15 protein-coding genes, 2 pseudogenes and 1 other annotated feature are annotated in these 23,155 nt (G+C 68.6%); of the genes and pseudogenes, 8 read left to right on the top strand and 9 right to left on the bottom strand.

The genetic code is table 11. The features are described 5' to 3' along the window. Window positions 1–4: 4 nt before the first annotated feature. Both bcsA and BO39_RS24880 read right to left on the bottom strand, forming a co-directional pair. Window positions 5–4,591 carry a UDP-forming cellulose synthase catalytic subunit gene (gene bcsA, locus BO39_RS24885; protein ID WP_169742828.1) on the bottom strand — a complete coding sequence of 1,529 codons (4,587 nt, stop codon included), beginning with the start codon at window positions 4,589–4,591 and terminating at the stop codon, window positions 5–7. A gap of 11 nt (window positions 4,592–4,602) precedes the next feature. Beyond that, window positions 4,603–5,415, bottom strand: a complete 813-nt coding sequence (locus BO39_RS24880) for a cellulose synthase operon protein YhjQ/BcsQ (RefSeq protein ID WP_043838759.1) — start codon at window positions 5,413–5,415, stop codon at window positions 4,603–4,605. Between the two features lie 960 nt (window positions 5,416–6,375). On the opposite strand from BO39_RS24880, the gene BO39_RS33005 reads away from it, so the two are divergent. Both BO39_RS33005 and BO39_RS24865 read left to right on the top strand, forming a co-directional pair. Next, window positions 6,376–6,750: a hypothetical protein gene (locus BO39_RS33005; protein WP_156963902.1), complete on the top strand. Its 375-nt coding sequence runs from the start codon at window positions 6,376–6,378 to the stop codon at window positions 6,748–6,750. A 393-nt stretch (window positions 6,751–7,143) separates the two neighbouring features. Continuing rightward, on the top strand, window positions 7,144–7,356 hold the full coding sequence (locus BO39_RS24865) for a hypothetical protein (protein ID WP_043838753.1): 213 nt from the start codon (window positions 7,144–7,146) through the stop codon (window positions 7,354–7,356). A 234-nt stretch (window positions 7,357–7,590) separates the two neighbouring features. Here the strand turns inward: BO39_RS24865 and BO39_RS24860 are convergent, their stop codons facing one another. Further along, window positions 7,591–8,157 carry a cytochrome b gene (locus BO39_RS24860; RefSeq protein ID WP_052402596.1) on the bottom strand — a complete coding sequence of 189 codons (567 nt, stop codon included), beginning with the start codon at window positions 8,155–8,157 and terminating at the stop codon, window positions 7,591–7,593. A 164-nt stretch (window positions 8,158–8,321) separates the two neighbouring features. Between BO39_RS24860 and mdoH the strand changes: the two genes are divergently transcribed. Then, the gene (gene mdoH / locus BO39_RS24855) at window positions 8,322–10,043 is read left to right on the top strand and encodes a glucans biosynthesis glucosyltransferase MdoH (protein WP_052402594.1); all 1,722 of its coding nucleotides are present in this window, start codon (window positions 8,322–8,324) and stop codon (window positions 10,041–10,043) included. 165 nt (window positions 10,044–10,208) lie between these two features. Here mdoH and BO39_RS31595 read toward each other — a convergent pair whose 3' ends face one another. The 3 genes from BO39_RS31595 to BO39_RS24835 form a co-directional block, all read right to left on the bottom strand. Next, window positions 10,209–11,108 (bottom strand): class I SAM-dependent DNA methyltransferase, encoded by a 900-nt coding sequence (locus BO39_RS31595; protein WP_084698475.1) that lies wholly within the window; start codon window positions 11,106–11,108, stop codon window positions 10,209–10,211. A 559-nt stretch (window positions 11,109–11,667) separates the two neighbouring features. Beyond that, the gene (locus BO39_RS34055; RefSeq protein ID WP_211257558.1) at window positions 11,668–11,967 is read right to left on the bottom strand and encodes a hypothetical protein; all 300 of its coding nucleotides are present in this window, start codon (window positions 11,965–11,967) and stop codon (window positions 11,668–11,670) included. 743 nt (window positions 11,968–12,710) lie between these two features. Next, window positions 12,711–13,289 (bottom strand): site-specific integrase, encoded by a 579-nt coding sequence (locus tag BO39_RS24835; protein ID WP_043838749.1) that lies wholly within the window; start codon window positions 13,287–13,289, stop codon window positions 12,711–12,713. Window positions 13,290–13,351: 62 nt separating this feature from the next. Between BO39_RS24835 and BO39_RS33000 the strand changes: the two genes are divergently transcribed. Next, the gene (locus BO39_RS33000) at window positions 13,352–13,699 is read left to right on the top strand and encodes a hypothetical protein (protein WP_156963901.1); all 348 of its coding nucleotides are present in this window, start codon (window positions 13,352–13,354) and stop codon (window positions 13,697–13,699) included. Next, window positions 13,634–13,750, bottom strand: a sequence feature (AL1L pseudoknot). (Overlaps the previous gene by 66 nt.) On the opposite strand, the pseudogene BO39_RS34595 reads toward BO39_RS33000, so the two are convergent. Further along, window positions 13,676–14,035: pseudogene (locus tag BO39_RS34595) on the bottom strand (transposase); the annotation flags it as partial. (Overlaps the previous feature by 75 nt.) The gene BO39_RS33000 and the pseudogene BO39_RS34595 sit on opposite strands and share 24 nt — an antisense overlap. A 181-nt stretch (window positions 14,036–14,216) precedes the next feature. On the opposite strand from BO39_RS34595, the gene BO39_RS24830 reads away from it, so the two are divergent. The 4 genes and pseudogenes from BO39_RS24830 (at window position 14,217) to BO39_RS24820 (ending at window position 22,218) form a co-directional block, all read left to right on the top strand. Continuing rightward, window positions 14,217–18,017: a beta strand repeat-containing protein gene (locus BO39_RS24830; protein ID WP_156963900.1), complete on the top strand. Its 3,801-nt coding sequence runs from the start codon at window positions 14,217–14,219 to the stop codon at window positions 18,015–18,017. A gap of 541 nt (window positions 18,018–18,558) precedes the next feature. Continuing rightward, a pseudogene (locus BO39_RS35385) lies at window positions 18,559–18,696 on the top strand (GAF domain-containing protein); the annotation flags it as partial. A 496-nt stretch (window positions 18,697–19,192) separates the two neighbouring features. After that, a complete protein-coding gene (locus BO39_RS34590; protein ID WP_043838745.1) occupies window positions 19,193–19,564 on the top strand; it encodes a response regulator in 372 nt (123 codons plus the stop codon). A gap of 524 nt (window positions 19,565–20,088) precedes the next feature. Next, window positions 20,089–22,218, top strand: coding sequence for a TonB-dependent receptor (locus BO39_RS24820; RefSeq protein ID WP_084698473.1), 2,130 nt, complete (start codon window positions 20,089–20,091; stop codon window positions 22,216–22,218). Between the two features lie 119 nt (window positions 22,219–22,337). On the opposite strand, the gene BO39_RS24815 is transcribed toward BO39_RS24820, so the two are convergent. Together BO39_RS24815 and BO39_RS24810 are read right to left on the bottom strand one after the other, a co-directional pair. After that, window positions 22,338–22,733, bottom strand: a complete 396-nt coding sequence (locus tag BO39_RS24815; protein ID WP_052402591.1) for a DUF6525 family protein — start codon at window positions 22,731–22,733, stop codon at window positions 22,338–22,340. After that, window positions 22,730–23,155: CobW family GTP-binding protein (locus BO39_RS24810; RefSeq protein WP_043838737.1), on the bottom strand; the 426-nt coding region annotated here is incomplete at its 5' end. The genes BO39_RS24810 and BO39_RS24815, both read right to left, overlap by 4 nt.

Genomic DNA, 23,155 nt, shown 5'->3' with positions numbered 1-23,155 from the left:
CGTCTCAATGCCCCTTCGGGGTTCTGGCGCGCAGCCGGATGGCGGCACGGCGGCGCAGGAGCCAGTAGAACGGAAGGCCGAGCAACAGCGCGGCGGCGAGCATCAGGCCGGCCACCCGCCAGGGGCTGCCGCCGAGCCAGATGTAGGGCACCACCCAAAAGGGCGGGTTGCCGACGGCGTAGGTCGCGCCGGTGCGGTAACCCGTGGCGTGGCCGCCATTGATGACAACAAGATCGCCCTGCACGCGAGCCGACGCCTCGGGATCGCGCAGCGTGGCAATGGCATCCGACAGCGCCGCCGGGGTCGCGCCGAGCAGCGCCACGACCGACTTGCCTGAGGTCAGCGGGCTTTCGGTCGCAACGAGAACCGAGACGCCCTCCCCGAGTTCCGAAAGGGCGGCGGAGGCGCGGGTGACCTCGGAAGCGCCGGGACGATCGAGGAACAGGGCCCGGAGATCGGCCAGGGCATCGGGGGCCGCGATGGTCAGGCGGTCGTTCTGCACGCCCACGGGCCCGTTGCGGAGGAGCGTCGCGGCGGCGGGCTGGCGGCCGAGCGTCCCGATTACCAAAAGGTCCTGCCCCGCGACCGTCTGCAGGGATGGCGGGAAGACGACGGTGAGGCCTGTGGCCGGAAGGCCGACATTCACCGCCAGCATGCCAACCGTGTCGAGGAAGGCACCGGCTTCGAGCGTGTTCGGCCGCTCCGGCAGGACGGCGGCGGTGCCGGAGAGGTCGGCCATGCGGGTGAAGGGAAACCCGGCCGAGGCGAAGAACCCGAGGCTAGGCAGGCGCGCGTAGCGCCAGGCGTGGGAGAGGTCGATTGTGCTGTCCGGGTCGACCGCCGCGCGGATGTCGCCGGGCACGGCGGTGCACTCGCCGCGGTTCAGCGGGCGCATGTCGAAGCGCATCTGCAGCTCCTCCCGGCCGAACAGGACGTAGGTGGGCACCATGGCGCGGCCGCTGCGCACCGCCGCATCCGGGAAGAGCCATCCGGTCAGCTGGTTCAGCGGCCAGATCCGCTCGCCGGAGCCGAGGGGAAACGACTTCAGGAAGTTCTCGGAAACCAGCACGTCGAGGCGCGAGGCAGCGACATCCACCGCCTGTCCGTTCGGGGCACGGAAGCGGATATCGGCGGGGATGCCGCGATCAGACCAGGTGAGGAGATCGGGCGCCGTGCGCACGGGCACGCGGATCGTACCGGGGGTATAGCCATAGGCCTGAAGCTCCGAGCGATCGACCAGCGAGCCGAACGATGCCGGGCGGTCCGTCGGTAACCAGCGGGGCGCATCGTAGGGCGCCCGCGGCGCGAGGCTGGGCGGGGAAACGCGGGCGACCTCGCCGCCAACGCCGCCGCGCCCGGCAGCGAGGGAGAGCGCGGCCTGCGCGACTTCCGCCTCCGACCGGCCGCCGAGCACGAGCAGGGTTCCATAAGGATCGGACGGGTTGGGGAGCAAGGCGAGGGTGGGGCCCTCGAAGCGGGGCAGGGCGAGACCAGGCACGGCGTCCGGGCCGGCGGCGATGACCAGGGCGTTACCCTGGGCGGGAACGCCGCGGTCCACCGGGAAGCTCGCCCCGCGGTAATCCGCCGCCACCGCGAACCAGGAGGCGGCGATCGCGGCGGCACGGAGGCCCTGCGTTCCCGCCTCGGCCGGGATGACGACCGGAAGGGTGAGGGCACGGCGCAGCACGCGACGGTCGAAGAGCGGCTCCGGCAGGCGCGCAAGGTCACGCTGCGGCGGCAGGCGCTCGATCGTCAGCTGGAGCGTCGAGAGATCCGAAATATTCGCGTAGAGCAGGCCCGAGAGCGGGTCGTTGCACTCGGGCGCGTAACGGCCGGCGAAGCGGAAGTTCAGCCGGTTCACCTCCGCGAAGTTCAGCGGGTCGATGTCGAAGGAGAGCGGGCCGAAGGCCTGGCGTGCGGGGTCGAGAGCGATGTTGCCGACGAACTGCTCGTTCAGGGTGACGGCGATCTGGCTGAGCGAGGGAATCAGGGCTGCCGAGGCGCCGCCTTGCACCGTCAGGCGTGCGGCGGTCACCACCTCGTCACGCGAGAGGCCGAAAAGGACGCCCTGAAGGTCCGAGGTGCCGCGGAACCGCATGGGCCCGGTGAGGCCGAGATCGCGGAAGGTCAAACGCGCCTCACGCACGCTTCCGGCGGGCGCTGGGGCGGCGGCGGCTTGAGCGGCCTGAATCAGCGGCGCAACGCCCGGTGCCGGGGCGGAGGGTTCCGGAGCGGCGGGAGAGGCGAAGAGCGGCGGGGCGGCCGGTGCCGCCATCGGCTGCCCAGCGGAGGGACGAACTTGCGGTGCGCGCGGTCCCGGCGCCGCGGGTGCCTGGGCCTGGGCGACGCCTGGCAGCAGCAGGGCCAGCAGGGCGATGGCGGCCGCGGTGGTCTCCTTCACCCGCGTCTCCGGCGCCGCGGCCTGTGACTTCGGCCGCACCACGTCGGACTTGCGGATCTGATCGACTGGCACGGGCTTGCTCACGCGACTGGGGACCTTTGTCATCTTGAAGCGATATTTGCGGAAGACGGCGTCCTTGGTCGCCATGACCACGTCGCGCAGCGCGCGCAGCGGGCGGTCGCTCGGCCAGTGGTCCCAGTGCACCCAGGCGTCGGGCCGGCCGAAGAAGACGCGCACCATCGCGGCCTCGTCGACGACGTTCTCGATGTGAAAGCGCAGGAAGGCCTCGCCCTCCTCCCAGTGCAGGAGGGTGGCACGGACCTCCACGATTTCGCCGGCGAGGTCGAACGCGACGGTGCAGCGGTCGCCGTCCGCGATGCCGAGCGGACGGTCCAGCAGGAGGCGGGCGCCGGACATGGAAATGTCGGAGGAATGGGCTGCCGCACGACGCCCGTCTGACAGGACCAGCTCGGCTGGCAGGTTCACCTCGACCCGCGCGCGATCGCGCATCTGCTCGCGCTCGAGCCCCACGGCGACGGCGGCCGAGACCGGGACCAGGCACAGCGCGGTCCAGAGGGTGTTAAGCAGATAGGCATGGAATTCGAGCGATCCCGGTTCCGTCGTCAGGGTACCGTAGATACCGATGCTGACGCCGATCAGCAGGGCACCGAGCAGAAGGAGCGTCGGCAGCACGGCACGGACGTCGAGATAACCCTCCTCCAGCCGGCCACCCTTGTCGGTGACGTTGAACTTGCCCTTGCGCGGGTCCCATAGCGTCGCGAGCGTGACGAGGATGAGCGGTGCCGCCATGCAGGCTTCGTAGATCTCCGACCAGAAGGAATGGCGGTTCTTTCCATTCAGGCGGGAGGCCGTGCCGATGGCGTGGAACATGTGGCTGCCGGCGTAAGCGATAATGGCCAGCGGCGAGGCCGCGATGATGTTCTGGCCGAAGAAGAGGAAGGCGAGCGGGGAGGTCAGGAACACGATCCGCGGAAGCGCGAAAAGAAAGGAGAAGCCGGCCGTGAAATAGCAGAGCCGCTGCGCCCAGGTGAGGCCCGGCGCGAAGGGCGTGTTCTCCTGGCGCATGATCTGGATCATGCCGCGGGCCCAGCGCATGCGCTGGCCAATATGGATGGCGAGCCGTTCGGTCGCCAGGCCAGCGGCCAACGGCAAGCGGATATAGGCCGTGTGCCAGCCCTTCTGCTGCATCCGAAGCGAGCAGTGACAGTCCTCGGTTACCGTCTCGTGCGGAACACCACCAACCTCCATCAGTGCGGTGCGCCGGATGAGGGCGCAGGAGCCGCAGAAGAAGGCGGCGTTCCAGAGGTCGTTGCCGGGCTGGATGGCACCGTAGAAGAGCAGTCCCTCGTTCGGGACGGGCCGTCTGCGCGCGAGATTCCGCTCGAAGGGATCGGGCGAGTAGAAGTAGTGCGGCGTCTGCACCAGGGACAGGCGCTCGTCGCGCACCAGCCAGCCGGCAGTCATCTGCAGGAAGGCGCGGGTGGGCGCGTGGTCGCAGTCGAAAATGGCGATGTAGTCGCCGTCCGTGTGGCGCAGCGCGTGGTTGATGTTGCCGGCCTTGGCGCCCTTGTTGTCGGGGCGGATGATGTAGCCGCAGCCGATCTCCTCGCAGAAGGTGCGGAACTCCGGGCGGCGGCCGTCATCCAGGACATAGACGTTCAGCTTGTCGCGTGGCCAGTCCATGTTCATGCAGGCGAGCACCGTCGGCCGGACGATCTCGAGGCTCTCGTTGTAGGAGGGAACGTAGACATCCACGCTCGGCCACTCCGCGGGATCGCGGGGCAGCGCGGTGGGCTTGCGGTTCAGCGGATAGACAAGCTGGGCGTAGGAAAGGAAGAGGAGGGCAGCGGCGTAGCACTCCGCCGCAAAGAGACCGAGCGAGAGGAAGCCCTGCAGGAGGCCTTCGAATTCGAGCGTCTCCGTCAGGCGCCACCAAAGGTAGCGGGAGGTGATCGCGAAGGAGAGCATGACGAGGAGAACGGTGGCGCGGCGGGACTTCGACCGGCCGACCAGCAGGAAGGCGGCGATCCCCACGAGGGTGAGCACCGCCTGCTGCTCCCCGCTCAGCGGCACCGTGATGACGAACAGTGCGGCGAGGAGGCCCAGCAGGATGCTGGCGGTCCGCATGGCCCGCCCCACAATGGGAAGGCGTCCGGTTGTCGCGGTCATACGCATGGCGGTCATTGGCGCCCTGCCCAATCCTGAAGAAGGGAGTGATGCGGCGGGAGGGCCGGCGGGCCGAGCCGCCCGAGCAGCGCCTCGGCGAGCAAGGCGAGGTCTTCGGCCGCGCGGGTGCCGTGCATCTCGACCGGAAGGCGGCGGTCGGCGAGTCCCTCGGCAACGGCCAGGTCGCGGCCGATCACGCCGAGCAGACGGGAGCCCATGGATGTCCTGGCCATGTCGAGCACCGCCGAGGAGAGAGGCTGATCCACTTCAACCTGGTTCAGCGCCAGCACGGCCTGCCCCGCCACCCGTGTGGCCATGGTTCCCCGGCCAAGGAAGCTGCCGTCAGCAATGCGGGGAATGAGCGAGGCACTGCCGCCATCGGCCAGGAGCACGACCACGGGCAGGTCGAGCAGCGGCAGGAGGGCCGAAAGCGCGGGCGACGGTCCCGGCGGGGTATCCACCACGATGATGCGCCGAGCGTCGGCCAGCATCTCGCGCACCGGACCGGATAACGCCTCCGGGCGGTCGGTCAACAGGCGCCCGAGTTCCATCGCCTGCCGCGGCTCCACGGCGCCGAACGGGAGGAGGGAGATCCCGTAGGAAGTCGGGCGCAAGGCCGTGTGCCACGCCGCTCCCCGGCTGAGGCCCGAGAGGAAGCCGTCCTCCTCCCGGAGGGAGCGGCCCAGATGCAGCCGCAAGGCATTCTGCGGATCGAGGTCAAGCGCGAGAACGTCACGGCCGCGGGCGGCAAGGAGGGCTGCCACGTTGGCGGCGAGCGTTGTCTTGCCGACGCCGCCCTTCGGCGAGACAAAGGCGACGAGCGGCATCAGGTTTCTCCCGCCGGCCGGATCCGCCGGCGCAGGCGCGGTGGGGAGGTCGGTGGCTTTGCGGCGGCGGCCCGTGGCGGGGAAGCGTGACGCTCCAGCGCGGGGGAGCGAGGAAGAGCGATGTCCGCGGCAATTTCATCGAGCAAGGCGAATCGCCGACCTGGCACGGTTTGGGGGACGCACGCGCCTCCCAGATCCGGCGAAAGTTCCGTTGTCGGAGCGACGAAGGGCATGACGAGCGAGGGAGTGATGTGCCGCTTCGGGGAGGGAGCAGGAGGGGCAACCTCCACAGCGACGGGGACATCCGGCTCGGATTGGGGAGACGCTGCTTCGGGCGCAACGGTCACGACAGGCGGAGGGCCTGCGCCGGCTTCTGCGACAGCGGCCAGGGATGGTTCATTCGCTGGAGCGACGGGCTCTTCGATGCGAATGGGCAAATATTTATGATAGACAAAGCCTTGCAGGCCGCATGCGCGCAGAAGGCGGCTAATTGAGTCGTCCACGCGCGAATGAAACCCGTCTGTTGCCCCTATAGGTTGATGATATCCGTCCTTCCACTTGTTGAACAGGGTAATCACAAGATAGCGAGTACCCGTTATTGATTTTGAGGGCCCCGGTTGCGGAACTGACCAAGCGAGCCGTCAGCCACGGTCAGTGGTTCAACGGGTCGGATCGGCCGGGACTAGCGGACCAGCCCTGAGGCTGTCGAAGCCAGGCCGACGAAATTCGTTGCGAGCGGACCCACAAGGCGGCCTAGAGCCTTCAAGGACCAGCATCGGCCGACACTGAGCGTCCCGCTCGACACGGCGGCCCGGACAGTCGCTGGTTCCTCCGGCAACGGCAGACTACCCCGTCCTGAAAGGCTGCAGAGGACCGAACATCGGGTTTGCGGCCCGCCGCGCCAATCCGTTGGAGGACAGGAGATTGGCGCTGGAAAGTTGAACTTACTTAACGCGGATTATGGTTGCCCTGGCCCGCGCATCGTCTCAAAAAATAGAGGAGACGCAATTTAGATCAATTCTGCCGGAGATACCGTTGAGAGCCATAACCTTCCGGCCAGTCGCACCCAACGATCGGGAGCCGGTTGCCTCGCCAAACGGCTCGGCCAACGAGATGCTCCCATTACCATCCGTGATGGGGCTCCAGGCGATCCATGACGCCCTGAAAATCACGATGTGGATTGTCATCGGGCTCAGCACCGCTGCCGGCCTCTTCTCAACCGGGTTCCAGGCGATATTGCAGCTACTCTTCTGCGCCTTTGCCGGGCTGGTCGCCCTGCACGCGTTGTCCTCGCTCTTCCTGCTGCTCTACAGCGATCCTGTTTGCTGGAAGTGATGATCGTTGTCCCCGCATGGTCGCGGTCGGTCTGATTGGGCTGGCGAGAGCGCGGACCCGTCGCTCACCGTGAACCCGGACGGGCAACCGATGCCAAGAAGCGCGTTCCGACCGCGATGGCGCCGGCCGAGGTGAGAGCGGCGCGAGGAGGGGCAACGCGATGAGCGTGCCCGCCGGCGGTTCTGTTCGTGGCCCGTAGCCGGCCGACCCGAAGACTGCGAGCGCCAGGGTGCCCCGCGCGATGGTCAGCAGTTTGTATCCCCGCGCCGTGGAGCAGCGCGGAGGGCGCCGCCACAGCCGCCCCAAGGAGAGCCGGCAGCGCGGCCACGACTCGGTGCAGACCCTCGGCGAGCTGCGCCATGAGGAGGGGATGCCTTCCCCCGGGCCGCGCGGGTGGGCCTGCGGGCCGACCGTCGGCTGACCCTCGAGGCCGGCCCGCCCAGCCGCCCCATGCAGGCCTTCGACCTCGAGGCCGTCCGGATCGAGACGGTGAATGCTGTTATCCAGCTCGGCTTCCGGCCCGCCATCGGCAAGCCGCGGCATCGGGCGGAGGAGGCGGTCCGGGCTGTTGCTGGATTCCGTCAGTCGCGGGACGGGTGCTGCTGACACCTGTGCCGATCAGCGTCACGAGCAGCGGATCGCCGCCCGTATTTCGCGGCGCAGCCGCTGTTCGCCGGGAACGGGGCGGGCGACGCGGCGTCGCTGGCCCTCTCGCTGGCGCCCGCACCGGATCGCTATGCCCTGTCGATCGGTGCCTCCTCCGGGAGGAGGAGTCCTCCCCGGTGTGGAGGCCTGGCGCTGCGCCGTCCTGGGAGCCGCCACCGGGAAGGGCGGCTGATCCTATCCCGGCAGCATGCGCCGGATCACCCCGTCCCGCTTGACGAGCGCGTGGTAGAGTGCGCCCGAGACGTGCAGCGCGATGAGCGCCAGCAGAACGATCGCCACGGTCTTGTGCACGCCGCCGATGGTCTCCGCCGTCGCCTGGTCGGGGGCGAGCAGCCGGGGCAGGGGAATCAAGCCGAGCAGCCGCGGCGTCGCGCCATACGCGTTCGCGGCCATCCAGCCGAGCAGGGGCAGCAAGATAAGCACGAGGTAGAAGGCCCAATGCGTTCCGCGCGCGAGCAGGCGCAGCGCGGCCGGCAGATCGTTCGGCGCCGGCGGCATCGGGTGCGCCAGCCGCCAGCCCAGGCGTAGCAGCATCACAAGGAGAATGGTCGACCCGGTGGCGAGATGCCAGGCCGTGATGCTGTCCTCGGCAGACTTGGGTAAGAGGGAAGGCAGCACGAACGCCAGCGCGACCTGGAGCAGCACCAGGGCGACGACCAGCCAATGGAAGGCGCGGCTTACGGTATCATAGGGCCGACCAAGGTCCGGCGGACCCGCCCTGACGCGCCCGTCTGCCGGCATGCCCATTGCCCCCCCATCGCTAAGCACATCATATGTTCAACGAGGCCAGGGTTGCACCGTGCCCCCGGGCGGCGCAGGCAAACACATTCGTGACGTAACGGTGGCTTGTGGTGCGGCGCGGGCCCCTAAGCTTGCAGCCACCGCGGGGTATGGCAGGACGGGCTTTGATAGAACGGAACGCGACGATCGACGCTCCCTCCGCGGACAAGGGCCAGGTTACGGGGGCCCGCTGGATCGAACGTCCGGTCGCGACAGCCTCCCTCCCGGCCGAGCGGTTCGGCGGGCGCCGGGCGGTTATTGCCGCCCTGGCCGCGGGGATCGCTCTCGTGCTCGCCGCGCTCGGCTGGAACGTTCTGGCCGCGGGCGGCTGGACGGTGTGGGAAGGGTTGATGATGGCCAGCCTCGCCGCGAACGCCCCCTGGCTCGGCCTCACCGCGGCGACGGGCCTCGCCGGCCTCGCCATCCGGCTCTGCGTGCGCGATCCCTCGGCCTTCGTTTTCCCGGCGCTGCGACGAACCGGCGCCGTGGTGCACGACCGGACGCTGCTCGCCCTTTGCGTGCGCCTGGAGGACATGGACGCGGTCCTGCCCCCCTCTGGCCGCCTGCTGCGGGAATTGAGGGCGCGGCATGGAGACCGCTTCGTCCTCGGGGTTCTGTCCGATACGCCGCCCGGCCGCGCGGCGGAGGCGGAAGCGCAGGCGGTCGCCGCGCTGGCCGCGCAGTTCCCGGCCGGCGCGGTGCGCTACCGGCGGCGGTGCGACAACGCGGGCTTCAAGGCCGGGAACCTGATGGAGTTCCTCGACCACCACGCCGCCGGCTTCGACCATGCCCTGGTGCTCGACGCGGATTCAACAATGTCGTCGAAAACCGTCGCGCGGCTCGTCTGCGCCATGCAGACCGACGGGGGCCTGGCGATCCTGCAGACGGCGATTGCCGGCCGCGGCGCGGAGACGCGGTTCGCGCGGTTGTTCGGCCTCGGGCTGCGACACGGCGTGGCGGTCTGGGTGACCGGCCAGGCCTGGTGGCAGGGACCGGCGCAGCTCTACTGGGGGCACAACGCGCTCATCCGCATCGCCGCGTTCCGCCGCGACGCACGCCTCCCGGCCCTGCCGAACGGCACCCGCATCCTCAGCCATGACTATGCCGAGGCGGCGCGGCTGCATGCTGGTGGCTGGGGGGTTCGGGTGCTGCCGGAGAATATCGGGTCGTGGGAGCGCCACCCGCCGGACCTGCCGGCGCTCTTCGCCCGGGACCTGCGCTGGGCCGCGGGGAACCTGCAGTACCGCCACCTGCTGCTCCGGAGCGACTTCGGCAGGCTGGGCCGGTTCCAGATGCTTGAGGCGATCATGCACTACGCGCTGGCGCCGCTGCGCTTCGCCTTGCTGCCACTGGCCGCGCTGAACGCTGCGACTGGGGGCGGCGAAAGCACCTCTCGCGGCGCGCTCCTGCTCCTTCTGCTGCTCGGCCTTGTCGTGTCGAACCTGCCGAAGCTGGCCGGCTACGGCGAGGCGCTGCTGCGTCCGGGCCGCTTCCGGCGCGCGGCGCTCCTGCGAGGCATGGTGCAGGAGACGCTGCTCGGACTGATGCTCGACACGCTCGAGGCCATGGAGCGATCGCTGACCCTGCTGCAACTGGCGCGCGGCCGCTTCGCCGGCTGGACGGTGCAGCCACGGGTCGCGCGGGAGGTCACCTGGGGCGCTGCAGCGCGCCGCTTCGGCTGGCACACTGCCGCGGGGTTCATAATGCTCGGCGGCTTTGGCCTGGCCGGCGGCTTCGCGGCGCTCGTGTCCCTGCCGGCGCTGATGGGGTTGCTACTTGCTATTCCCCTGGCGGTGCTGACGGCCCGGCCACGCGGCGGGGAGGGGCGTCAGGTGCCCCGCCCCTGAGCCTGCGCATGCCCGGCGAGGTGTCAGCCTCGCGGGCACGGTTCTGAGCCCCTTCCTCAAGGGGACTTCGCCGTTGGCGGGAGGATCGGGACGGGGGCGACGGTTGGCCGCGGGTGGTCCGGACGCAGGTGGTCCGGATGCTGGGCGGCTCACGCCTTCCGGGGTTCAGCCCCGGCGGCGCAGCACGTAGGCAAGGCCGTCCCACAGCGCGAAAGGCCGCTCGCCGGCCACGTCCAGGGCGAGGTCGTGTGCCGTGCCCCATTCCCGCGCCTCCGCCACGTCGGCCGCCACCCCGCGCCCGTAGGACAGGTTCAGCACCACGAGCGCGCCACCGGGCCGCAAGGCCCGCGCGGCGCCCTCGACGTGTCGCGCGACCACCGTCGGGCCGAGGCGGACGACGTAGGGAAAGCTGTCGACGGCCAGCACGAGGTCCAGGCTATGAGCCGCCAGCCCATCGAGGTCCTGGCCTGTGGTGTGCGCCAGCCGCACGTGAGGCCAGGGCGCGCAGCGCGCCCGCGCTTCGGCCAGCATCCCCTCCGAGACATCCAGGCCGAGCACGGAGCGCGCGCGCGGCGCCAGGGCGGCGGCCAGGCGGCCGATGCCGCAGCCGAGGTCGAGCACGTCGGCGTCCTCGCGCAGCAAGGCGCGCTCATTGAGCCAGTCGAGGATCTCCGCGGTTGCGGTGGCCAGGATCGCCGGGTCGCCCAGCGAGTAAAGCGCCACGCTGGCTTCGGGCGAGTTCGCCACCGCGCGATCGAAGAAGCCGGCGATCTCGGCCGCGCCAGCCAGCGGGTCGGTGGCCGGAAGCGCGTGGTTGCTGCCCGCGCGCACGACCTCGGCCAAGAGCCGCTCCAGCTCCGGCCGCCGCGCCTCGACCAGGGTGCTGAGCGCCTGCCAGCGCAGCGAGGGCGGCTCCGCGCGCCTCTGCTCCAACATCGCCGCGATGCCCTCTCCTGTGACATGGCCGAGCAGGAGACGGCTCACTGCCACCTCGGGCGAGATGACGCCGGCCATGCACAGGCCGACCGGGTCGTTCTCGGACGGCGTCGGGGCGATGGTGTGCAAAGTGGTCGGGCCTCCCGGTCCGGTGCGCGTGGACGGCAGCCGACGAGTAGGACGGGGGGGCCACCTTGGTCCATCCCACCATCCCGGGGCCGTTCACCGGACAGGTCGGGTCCCGCTGTACCTCGGGCGCATCGTTTTGCTTCGGAGTGGAAATCCCGGGAACGTGGGCGAGCGCGGTTGGCGGATCGGCCGCGACGAGAGGCAGGCGCCCGCCCTTCTGGCGGTTGCACGCCGCTCCGCCGAGGGCGCAGGAGCGGGCACATTGGGGGTGTTTCAGCGGCACCGGGCGGTTCGCCTCCGCCAGGGTCGCGCCCAGCTCGAACCGCGCGTCGTAGGCCGGCAGGGTGCGGGCGAGGACGGCGGGTTCCTAGGCGCCCCCCCGCTTCACCACCATGCAGGAGGAGGGGCACATCACGCTGTCCGACGACTTCCGGAGGATGCCCCAGCAGGCTTTGGTGATCTCCGGCACCTCCGGGGCAGCATCCGGTTCCGGAGAGAGCATCAGGGCCACCGGACTGGCCGCGTTAATCGGGATGCCACGCTCCGTGAGGAGGCGGGCTTAGCCCTCCGGCATCGCCGCCTCCGGCTCCCGGCCGGAGGCGCCACGGCCGGCGACGTTGATCCGGAAACTGTGCCGCGCGAGCCATTCCAGCGCCCGTATCGTCACCGCGAAGGTGCCGGCGCCGCGCTCCCGGTTATGGAGGACGGGTGTGTGGTGATCGAGGCTGACGCAAAGCGTCAGGCGGCCTGAATGGGCAGCGTTCAGCGCGGCCAGGGCCTTGGCATGGCGCGACATCGGCCGCATGGCGTAGGTCAGCACGAGGGCACGGAGGCCGCGGCCCAGCGGCTCCGACAGCATCGGCTGGAAGTCGGGTTCATGAAGGGCTCGGCCTCCGTGAAGCCGATCTCCTCCACCGCCCGGGCGCCGCACCGCTTCTCGTCGAGCAGGTCTGCAGCCTCGTTGGCGGAGAGGTAGGCGAGCGCATCGTTGCGCGGCGAGCTCTCGATGTAGCAATTCGCGCTGGCAGGGTTGCAGAGCGTGCCGGTGTTGAACCAGAGCGTCCGCAGGGCCGGCAGGTCGACGGCGGTGCGCCGCTCCCCTTTCGCGATGGTCCGAGGATCGCGAAGCCCGGGCAGGGGGCTGGACGATCACAGGGCACTCCGCTGATCGGGCTACCAAGGATGTGGGCAGCCTGGGCCGTCAGGCGATACTGTCTACCTCAACATCGCGCGGGTAGCACGGAGAGGGGAGGCTTTGGCGCGCACGCACGACCTGATGGTCATCGATGCCGGTGCCGCCAGGCTGACCGCGGCCGGGGGCCACGCGCGGCTCGGCGTGCGCGTCGCGCTGGTGGAGCGCGAACGGATGTGGGGCGAGTGCCTCGACACCGGCTGCGTGCCCTTAAAGGCCCTGCTCGCTGCCGCCCAACGGGCGCCGGCCGTGCGGGGCGCCGGGCGGCTGCGAATCTTAGCGCCCGAACCTCCGTTCCCTGGTCGGCACTTCGAGCCGATAGCCTTCTGGGGCAGCGTTCAACGATTAGGGCGATCGACGCCAGCCCCTCACCAGCTGGCTGGGATCGAGAGGGCGCCCTTCTCTCAGACTTAGAGATGGGCCAAGTCGATGTGAGGATAGCAGGGACGAACGAGTAGCCGTGCGGTCGCCTTCGCTCCGGGGCCCTTGAAGTAGCGTTCCGCCCTTTCTTCCGCGGCGAGGGCATACCCGGCCAGGTAGTTCAGGCGGTGCTCGTCGCTCGGATTCTTAAGCTGCGCGCGCAATCGCATTTCGAAGCTGTGCCGGGTGGCGTGCATCGCGACGCCCTCGAGGTAGATACCGATGGCTTGAGGGTACCGGCCGAACCAACGTGTCATCGGAAGAACGCGCTTCCGCTGAACACCTTCGGGCTCACGGCCCGGAGAAAGCGGATCATCGGCGTTCGGAGCGACGCGCGTGGCGTGTTCGAGAAAGCCGAGAAGAACGAGCCCGGGATGAACGGGGATGGTCCGTTTGGCCTTCGAATTCTTCAGGCTTCGATGCTCGTCGGTGATCGCAATCGTCCAGAGACCATCCGGCGAGTGGAACATGTCTTTACGGCGGAGGTCCGCCATCTCCTCACGGCGCCCTCCCTCGTCGAAGCCCACCATCGGCAGCCCGGAAAAGCCATCACCGATGATCGCCGGCATGGGGAGGCGCGGTTGGCCAAAGTCGGATCGCAGCCCGTCCAGACGGGGGAGGTGAAGAGTGCTTGTATCTCGCCGCTCCTCCAGGCCTCACGGGCCTCTCGCGCGGCACCGATATTGAAGTCGTGCTCGCCGAGAATGTCATTCCGCCGGGTGAGGGTCAGCTCGCCGTGGTCCACGAGGAATTTGAAGAAGACGGACAGCGCGGGCAGGTGACGCTTGACCGTCGTATGGCCGAGGGTCTTCGCCCCTGTCACCTCTGCGCGCTGGATGAGTTCTGCGATGGGAACTTCCCGGTCTCGCGGCGATCTGCCGTAGGACGAGGGCAGTTGCCGGAGGGAGTTGGGCGGCACGATCGGCAGAACCCGGCAGATCGGCTCGACCCCTTAGACCTCGCGATGATCGTCTATTAAGGCGATCATGTCTTGGATCGGCGGTGGAGCTCCGCCTGGGCGATATACGCCGGCGCCTTCAGAGGAATATCATTGGCCTGCCTCAGCTCGCGGACCTCGCCTTCCAAGGCCTTGATCCGCTCTCGCTTCACCGCGGTCGGTGCCGCCTGCCCCCTGACGCTCGGCTTGCCGGACCCACTTCCGGAGCGTCTCCGTCGTGCACCCGATCTTGGCCGCCACTGAGTTGATCGCCGCTCACTGCGTCGCGTGATCCCCGCTGCCCCCCAATACTAACCTGACCGTCCTCTCAAGAACTTCCGGCGCGTAGCGCGCCCCTGTCTTGCCCTTCGTCGTCATGGCTCCATCCTCTCAAGTTCTGGGGCCTCCGACAAACCCGGGGTGGTTCATCATGCGTGCCAACCACGGTCTTGCCGTGGCGATTCAGGAGTTCTTTACCTTCATCGCGCATCCTTAAACATGGCAATAACGCCGTTCCCCGTCCGCGGCTGGGGAAGATCCGACGCAAGGTAAGATACCTGTGCAGATCAACATGGCTCCGGCAGCGAGTGGTGCGTCACGCCCGCCCGCTTACCTCGCCGCATTGAGCGCGGGACAGATCGCGGGCCTTACCACCACAACCCTGGCGGTGATGAACACCAGCCAACTCGGCGCCTTGAGCACCACCCAGGTCGCCGCTCTCAGACCCACGCAGATTACAGCCCTGACCACGACAGGGCTCAGCGCCCTCAGCGGGACGCAACTTGGCGCCTTGTCCGCCGCGAGCATTGCCGCGCTGACGGCAACCCAGGCGGGGTCGCTGACCACGTTGCAGGTCAGTGGGCTTACGTCTGGGCAGGTGGCGGCACTTAAGCCAGCACAAGTGGCGGCCCTGCCTGCTGCGGTGTTGACATCAATGACGACGCAGCAGCTCACGGCGCTATCGACGACTGGGATCAGCAGCCTGTCCGCGAGCACGGTTGGCGCTCTGTCCTCTGACCAGATCGCAGCACTCAGTGGTGCGCAGCTCAGGGCAATCGGCACGAAGAACTTCGCTACCCTTTCCCCCATCCAGCTGGCATCCGTTTCGGCCGCGGCCTTCTCCGTCCTCAGCCTTGGCCAGATCCAGGCGGTTTCGACCACTCAGGCTGGAGCGCTTACGACAGGTCAGCTCCACGTGCTCGGTGCGAGCCAGGTCGCTGCCTTCGAGGTGGTCGACCTCGCATCCCTGAGCGCCACACAGATTGGTGCCCTTTCGGCGGCAGGTGTCACCGGGCTGAGCACGACCCAGCTGCGCGCGCTCTCGGTTACCCAGGCCGTTGGTTTCACTCCAACCCAGCTCGCCGCGCTGCGGCCAGCCCAGGTTGCCAGCCTGAGCACTGCGGCCTTCGCCGCTCTGAGCGGTACACAGCTCGCTGCCCTGCCTCGAGCGGGCATCGCGGCCCTCACGGCAAGCCAAGTGGCTGCTCTGGCACCAGACAAGATCGGTGCGCTGACGTCGACCCAACTCAGCGCGCTTGGCTCCGTGCAGCTATCAGGGCTGACTACGGCCGGCGCGGCAGCGCTGACCGCCGCACAGGTGTCGGCCCTGCCTGCGGCCAGCTTGGCCGGGCTCCGGACTGAGACACTGAGTGCACTGGGCAGTACCCAGATTGCTGCCCTCCACCCGGCGCATATCGCGGCCCTCAAGCCTGGGCAGGTCGCCGCGCTGACTGCCACACAGCTGGGTGCGCTCACCACAACTCAACTCGGCGCCCTCGGTGCAGTGCAGGCTGGAGCTCTGAGCGTTGACGACATCGTGGCGCTTAGCGGGGATCAGGTGGCCGGCTTGGGGGCAACCGGGATGGCCGGCCTCACGACGACGGCCGTCGCGGCGCTGACGGCCACCCAGCTCGGAGCACTGACCACAACACAGCTTGGCGCGATCCGCGCGGCCCAGGCTGCGGCACTGACCGCGGACGACGTTGCGGCGCTGAGCGGCTCTCAGTTAGCGAGCCTGACGGTGACTGGGATCGCCGGGCTCACCACGACGGTGATGTCCTCGCTGACAACGAAGCAGATCAGCGCCCTGACCACTCGGCAACTCAGCGCATTGGCCCAGGCGCAGAGCGCCGCCCTGTCTCCTGAAGGATTGGCTGGCCTCAACGCCTCGCAAATCTCTGCCTTGTCGGCGAGCGCCATCAGGGGCTTGCCGCCGGCCAGCCTTGCGGCCCTGACCAGCACGCAGTTCGCCGGGCTGGCCACGACGCAGCTCGCCGTGCTCGGTACCACCCAACTCGGTGCGCTTTCAGCCGATACTGTCGAAAGTCTGAGCACGACCCAGGTCGCCGCCTTGGCCCCGGCAAGCCTCCAGGGCCTGACCGCCGAGGCGATCGCCGCGCTGAGCACCGGACAGGTTGCCGCGCTGACGACGGGGCAGGTCGCCGCACTCAGGCCAGCACAGCTCGGGCTGTTCGCCATGCCGCAGCTGGGCAGCCTGGGCACGACGCAGTTACGTGCCCTGACCGCCAGCCATCTGGCCGCCATGCCGGCGGCGGGGATCACAGCGCTGAGCACCACCCAGGTAGCGGCCTTGCCCTCCTTGGCCCTGACAGGGCTCACCTCCGCGGCTGTCAGCGCGCTGGCGAATACCCAGGTCGCCGCATTGACGACCGGGCAGGTTGCTGCCTTGACGGCGGCGCAGGTCCCGGTGCTCACCGCTGGCCAACTCGGTGCCTTGGGCAACCAGACCGCGGCTCTCTCGGCCGCGGGGATCGCGGCGCTGACGACGGAACAAGTGGCCGGCTTGGCCACCACCCAACTCGGCCTGCTCGCGGCTAGCCAGATGGCGGCGCTCGATCCGACGCAGGTCGGCGCCCTCTCGCCGGAGGACGTCGCCGCTCTCACCACCACGCAGCTTTCCGCGGTGCGCCCGGCCAGTCTCGCGGGCCTCACGACGAAGGCGACGGCTGCACTGAGCCCCGCGCAAATCGCGAGCCTGCCTGCGAGGAGCATCGCAGCACTTTCCGCCGTGGGCACCATGTCCTGGAGCACTACCCAGCTTGCGGCCTTGACCACGGCGCAGATCTCGTCGCTTGACACACGGTCGGTCGCTAATCTGACCAGCACCCAGGTCGATGTCCTGAGCGCCGGCCAGCTTGGTGCCCTCGTCTCGTCCCAGCTCGGTGCGCTATCGGCCGAGACAGTCGCGGGGCTCGCCACCAGCCAGCTTGCCGCCTTGTCCGCCGCCGGGATCGCCGGCCTCCCGGCTAGCAGCCTCGCGAGCCTGAGCCCCACCCAGTTCGGGGCTTTGAGCAGCACGCAACTCGCTGGGCTGACCTCGTCTCAGCTTGGCGCCTTGCCGGCCGGCACCATCACGGGCCTGACCCCGGCACAGCTGGCCTCCCTCTCTCCGGCCTCGATCGGCGGTCTTCCGACGAGCGGGCTGGCGGGCCTCGGTTCCACCCAGCTCGCCGCCTTGACCACCGGCCAGGTCGGTAGCCTCGGCTCCACGCAGGTCGCGGCCCTCTCGGCCGATCAAGTGGCGGCGCTGTCCGATGCACAGCTCACCGCCCTGTCGAACACGGGTGTCCGTGGCCTCGACATGACGGCAGTGGCGGGCCGCCTAGGTCTTCTGAGACCTGCCCAACTCGGCGGGCTCGGGTCGGCACAGATTGCCGCCCTGTCCAAGCAGGCGGTCAGCACCCTCACGGACAGTCAACTGGCCGCCATCTCACCGGCCGGGATAGCGGGTCTTGCCAGCGATGCCGTCGCGATGTTGGGAACACGGATTGGCGTGCTGACGTCCCAGCAGATCGCCGGGCTGGGCGCAGACCAAGTCAGCGCCCTGTCAACAAGCGCGCTGGCTGCTCTGTCGGCAAGCCAGATCGGCGCGATCGGCTACTCCGCCACACGCGGCCTAACCACCACGCAGCTTGGCAGCCTGGTCACAACTCAGATCAGCGGCTTGTCCACGGTGCAGGTCATGGCACTGAGCCAGACCCAGATCGCCTCGATGTCCACCACCCAGCTAAGCGGCCTGACCACAACCCAGGTTTATCGCCTATCGCCCACTCAGCTTGCAGCGTTGAACACCGACCAGATCGCGGCGCTGAGCACCACAGCGATCTCCGCGCTAACGCCGGACCAGGTGCCGGGCCTGTCGCCCGACGACATCACGTCCTTCAGCCCAGAGGCCTTCGCGGCCCTCAGTACGGCCGCGGTGGGCGCCCTGAACAACGAACAGATCGCCGCCGTCACCACAACGCAGCTCGCTAACCTGCGGGGCAGGCAGGTGGCCGCTTTCACACAGAGCCAGTACTTCGCAATGAGCCCCAGTCAGCTCGGTGCGCTGTTCGCCTGAGCCTTGACGTTGGCCGGGCACCCGAGGCGGAGCGCTGTCAGCCCCGACCCAGCAGGGCGGCGGCGACTTGATGGATGATCGGCAGGTGCGAGAGGGCGCTGTCCGCCAAGCCGTGTCCGAGCAGATCCGCCTTGGAGGGGGGTATGTTGCACGGGTCGACCAAGCGCTGAGCCGGGGGAGGAGGGGAGGGACGATGCCCTGCCGCTCTACCTCAGGTGAGCGCTTGGGATCTGTCAGAGCTCGCGCTAGGGGTGCCCGGATCGGCGCGCGGGGGCAGGCGTGGGTAGGTCTTTTTAAGGGGATGATGGGCGGCTGGGAGCCTGGAACGAGTGCGTGGACTGCGGTTCGGCCGAGGTGACTGAATGGCCGGACCGTACGACTCAGGGTTACTGGCGCTTCCGGTGCCGCACCTGCGGCCGAGGGTTCAACGAGCGCAGCTGGAGGATTTCAGCGGGCCCATCCTGGACGATCTTCGGGCCGGCCGGACACTGTGGGCCGATGATGCCGGTGATCCACCGTCGCTCGGGCAGATCTCGCCCCGCTGACTGAGGTCGGCATCAAGGCAGTGCTCAGCGTTCCGCTCATCATCGGCGGCAGGCTGATGGCGACCCTGAGCGTTCATCAGCATGTGCCGCGCCACTGGACAGCTAACGAAGTAGCGATCCTGCAGGAGGTTACGGCGCGAGTATGGGCCGATGTCGTGCCGGCGCGTACGGAAGCGGCGCTGCGCGAGAGCGAGGAAGCACTCGTCACCGACTTCACGAATGCGGAGCTGCTGCGCGGCCTCGCGGAGCGACTTGTGACAGAGGAGAATGTCGCGACGATCTACGAGGAGATCCTGTCTGCAGCCGTCATTATTGCGCGGTACGGCGCAGCGACTATCCAGATTCATGACTCGCAATCGAAATCGCTTAAAATCATCGTCAGCAAGAACCTCTCGCGTGGGATCATCGACTACTTCCACCACGTCGACGCAAGCAGCCGGACCGCGTGCGGCATCGCCATGCCGCCTGCCGGTACCCGGCCCACCGGTAGCGGTCAGGGCAGGGGACTGATCGAGCGTGCCCTCCCTTACCAATTCGGCGCGAGGACAACGTATGTGCTTGGCCCCAATGGCGTGTACTGCAGGATCGAGACCCCGGTGTCGGCGGACCTAGCGGGACGGGAACGCGAGCATGACTCAGACCACCTTACAAGATCGCCGCATCCTTGTGGTCGAGGACGAGTACATGATCGCCGACGAGTTCTGCCTGGAACTCGAAGAGGCAGGTGCAGTCGTGGTCGCGCCAGTTGCGACTGTCGAGGACGCCCTGTGCACCATCGCCTCGGTACAGAGGCTGGACGGCGCCGTTCTTGACGTGAACTTGGGTGGCAAGCAGTCCTTCGAGGCGGCCGACAGGCTGATGCAGAGCGGGGGCGCGTTCATCTTCACAACCGGATGTGACGCGTCCAGTCTGCCCACCCGCTTCGACCGGACCGCTCGGTGCGAGAAGCCGATCAGCGTCAACAAGGTCGTGCGGGCAATCGGGCAAGCAGTGCACCACTGAGGCTGGTCGCTGCGATGTGGGGCTAGAACGCACTGGCCGGCATTGGGGTGTTCGTATTTGCGGTTGAGGTGGAACTGGAGGCGATGGACCAGGAGCGGGTCGGCGTGCACCGACGCGGCCACGGGCCGGACCTGGCGCTGTGGTGCCGCCTGATCGGGGTGATCTAGACGCTGACCTTCGGGGGCATGCAGTGGCGCCTCACCGGCCGGCTCTCGGGGGTTGCCTTCACCACGCGGGCTTGTTGCAGGGGTCGGCCGTCGATTTGTTGACGAAGAACTGCGTCTTCGCCAACTCGGCCCGCCTCCGTCGCCCGAGGGGGAACCAGCCGTTTTCTCCACCGCGAAGGGCGAGGACCCGGGCACGTCGCACGGCGCCTCCGCACCTGTCTCACCGCTATCCAAAGCTGCGCCACACAGCTTGCCTTCCTGGTTCCAGCCCGGTAAGCGTATGTTATAACATGACGTAACCGGAGTGGTTGCCACCCGACTGGCGATTAGCTCCGAAAAGTCGAGGTTTTTGTGCTCATGTCCCACCGTTCAGCATTGCTCGCCACCGTCGCGACCTTCGCCTCGCTTGGGTGTTGGCAGGAGATCGCGGCCCAGGAAGCCGTTGCCCCGGTTCTCGTTCCGCAGGTCTCCGTCACCGCGAGCCCGATCACCACCGACCAGCTCGGCAGCTTTCTGCCGGTGACGACGATGGAGCGGGACCAGATCCTGGAACGTCCGGCCCGTAATCTCGGCGACGTTCTGTTTACGGAGCCCGGGATCACCGCCTCCACCTTCGCCCCGGGCGCGAGCCGTCCGATCATCCGCGGGCTGGACACGTTTCGGGTGCGCCTGCAGGAGAACGGCTTCCTCTCCGGGGACGCCTCGAACCTGGGCGAGGATCACGTCGTGCCGCTGGATCCGCTCTCGGCGGAGCGGATCGAGGTGGTGCGGGGCCCGGCCTCGCTGCGCTGGGGGTCGCAGGCGATCGGCGGCGTGGTCAACGTCATCAACAACCGCATCCCCACGGTGCTGCCGGACCGCGCCGTGCAGGGGCGGATTTCCGGCGGCTGGAACAGCGGCTCGCGCGGCTGGGACGGCGTGGGCACCACGGACGTGCGCGCCGGCAATTGGGTCGCACATTTCGACATCTTCGGCCGCTACGACAGCGACTACCGCATCCCCGGCGGACGGCGGCAGGAGAACAGCGGCGTCCGCACGGACGGCAAGTCGGCGGGTCTGAGCTACATCTGGGACCAGGGCTTCATCGGCAGCTCGGTCTCGCATTTCCGCAGCCTCTATGAGATCCCCGGCGGCGAGGAGGCCGCGGCGCGCACGGCGATCCGCGCGGAGCAGGTTCGCTGGTCCACCCGCGCCGAGTATCGCCCGGGCAGCGGCCCCATCCAGCGCGTCAGCGGCTGGTTCAGCTTCTCCAACTATCACCACGAGGAGATCGGCGCGGAGGAGGCGGGCGAACTCGGCATGGACGAGATCGGTGCCGGAGGGCTGGCGAGCCCGCGGGTGGTCCATGGCGGGTTCCGCAACAACAGTTGGGACGGCCGCGTCGAGCTGCAGCACGCGCCCGTCAACACGGGCCTCGGGCCGCTGAACGGGACCTTCGGGCTGTCGATTGAGCAGGAGCGCATCCGCACCACCGGCGAGTTCCTCGACTTTCTCCCGCCGAACCGAACGGACCGCTATGCCGGCTACCTCTTCGAGGAGTTGACCCTGACGCCGCGGCTGCGGCTGCAGGCGGCCGGGCGGGTAGAGTTCGACCGCATCGTCGGGGCCACCGGGGACTTCTCGGGGGGCAATCTTCCCCTCGATCCCGAGGCAGAGTTGGACAGCAGGGGGCAGCGCCGCACCTACACCCCGTTCAGCGTCAGCCTCGGCGCGCTCTACGACCTGCCCTGGGCCGTGCAGGCGCGGGCGACGGGGCAGTACGTGCAGCGCGCCCCGACCGCCGCGGAACTCTTTTCCCGGGGCGCGCACGACGCCACCGGCACCTTCGACATCGGCGATCCCAACCTGAGGAAGGAGCGCGCGGCGACTGCCGAGCTGGGCCTGTCCCGCACGGCCGGCGCCACCCGCTTCGACACCAGCGCCTTCTATTCCCACTTCGACGGCTTCATCTACCGCGCGCTCACCGGCAACAGCTGCGGCGAGGAGTTCAGCTCCTGCGTAGCGGGCAGGGGGGAGCAGTTCCTCCAGACGGCCTTCGGCCAGCGGAACGCCCGCTTCTACGGCCTTGAGGCCAAGGTGGAGAGGGATCTCTTCAACCTCTGGGACGGGAACGTTGGCGTCTCCGGCCGCTACGACTTCGTCCGGGCGCAGTTCGAGAACGGCGCCGGGAACCTGCCCCGCATCCCGCCGCACCGCCTGGGCGCCGGCATCTTCTGGCGCGACGGCACCTTCCAGGGCAGCGTCGACTACCTGCACGCGTTCAACCAGAACCGGGTCGGCGAGAACGAGACGCCGACGAAGGGCTACGACCTGGTGAACGCGCGGATTGGGTACACCGCGCGGCTCGACGACGTCAGGACGGCAAATTTCTCTGTCGTCGGCACTAACTTGCTGGACTCCGACATCCGGAACGTCGCGTCCTTCAAGAAGGACGAGGTGCTGCTGCCCGGCCGGACCGTGCGCCTGCTCGCGACGCTGACCTTCTGATCCTCGACCGTTCGGGAATCGTTGAAGGCGCGCTAGGAGTTCGCCCAACGATTTTCAGTGCGGATGAGACCGCCGGGAACCATTTCAAGGCTCCCGGCGGCCCAGGTGGCGGCCCTTTCTCATCCGACCGCACCGGCTCCTCGCCCGTCGACGGCCCGCGCCCGAAGAACGCTGGCGCCCGCCGCGACATGCGGGAGCGGCACTCCATAGATCCTGCGGTGGGCGGCATCTGCCGCCGCCTGCTCCATGGCTTCGCATTCATCAAGGTAGCGCAGCAGGCGCCGTTCCGCCCGCGCGCTGCTGGCGGTCCGGCGACGGAACATCCGCCAGAGCATCAAGACATTCACCGACCATGCGTCGTAAGCATGTTCCTGGATCCGGCGCCGGACGGCACCAGGTAGGGCCTCCAGCGCCGACCACTCGTCGCCGTGCCAGCGCCGCCACATCTCCTCCCTGGGACTGACGTCATTATCGGCCAGGATACCCCGGCGCGGCGGGGCCGCCGCCACGCTCATCCGGCCACCTGGCAGGCCTCGAAGCCCCGGCGCAGCGCGACACGGTTCAGATCGCGCCCGATGAAGACAATCTTGCTGCGCCGGGCGCCGCCGGGCTTCACCGGCCCGATGAAGTCGCCGTCAGCCAGCATGTGAACGGCCTGGAACGCGTAACGGCGACCATCGTCATGGAAGTGTAAGATGCCTTTCGACCGCAGCAGGTCCTGGCCCTTGGTCCGGAGCAGCTCACTGATCCAGGTATGGAAGCGCTCCTCGTCCAACGGCCGCTCCACCTCGAAGGAGACGGAGCCGATCGCATCGTCATGCTCGTGGTCGTCCTCGCCCGAGAGGAAATCCGGCTCCATCTCCAGCACACGGGAGAGATCGAAGGCGCCGCGCCCCATCACCTCCTCCGTCGGCAGCTCGGCCTTCTGCGTCCGGTG

Origin of the sequence: Roseomonas aerilata DSM 19363 (genome assembly GCF_000711725.1) — a bacterium.
GTDB lineage: Bacteria > Pseudomonadota > Alphaproteobacteria > Acetobacterales > Acetobacteraceae > Roseomonas > Roseomonas aerilata.
Note: the sequence above shows the minus strand (reverse complement) of the source record. Positions and strands in the feature narration are given on the sequence as shown.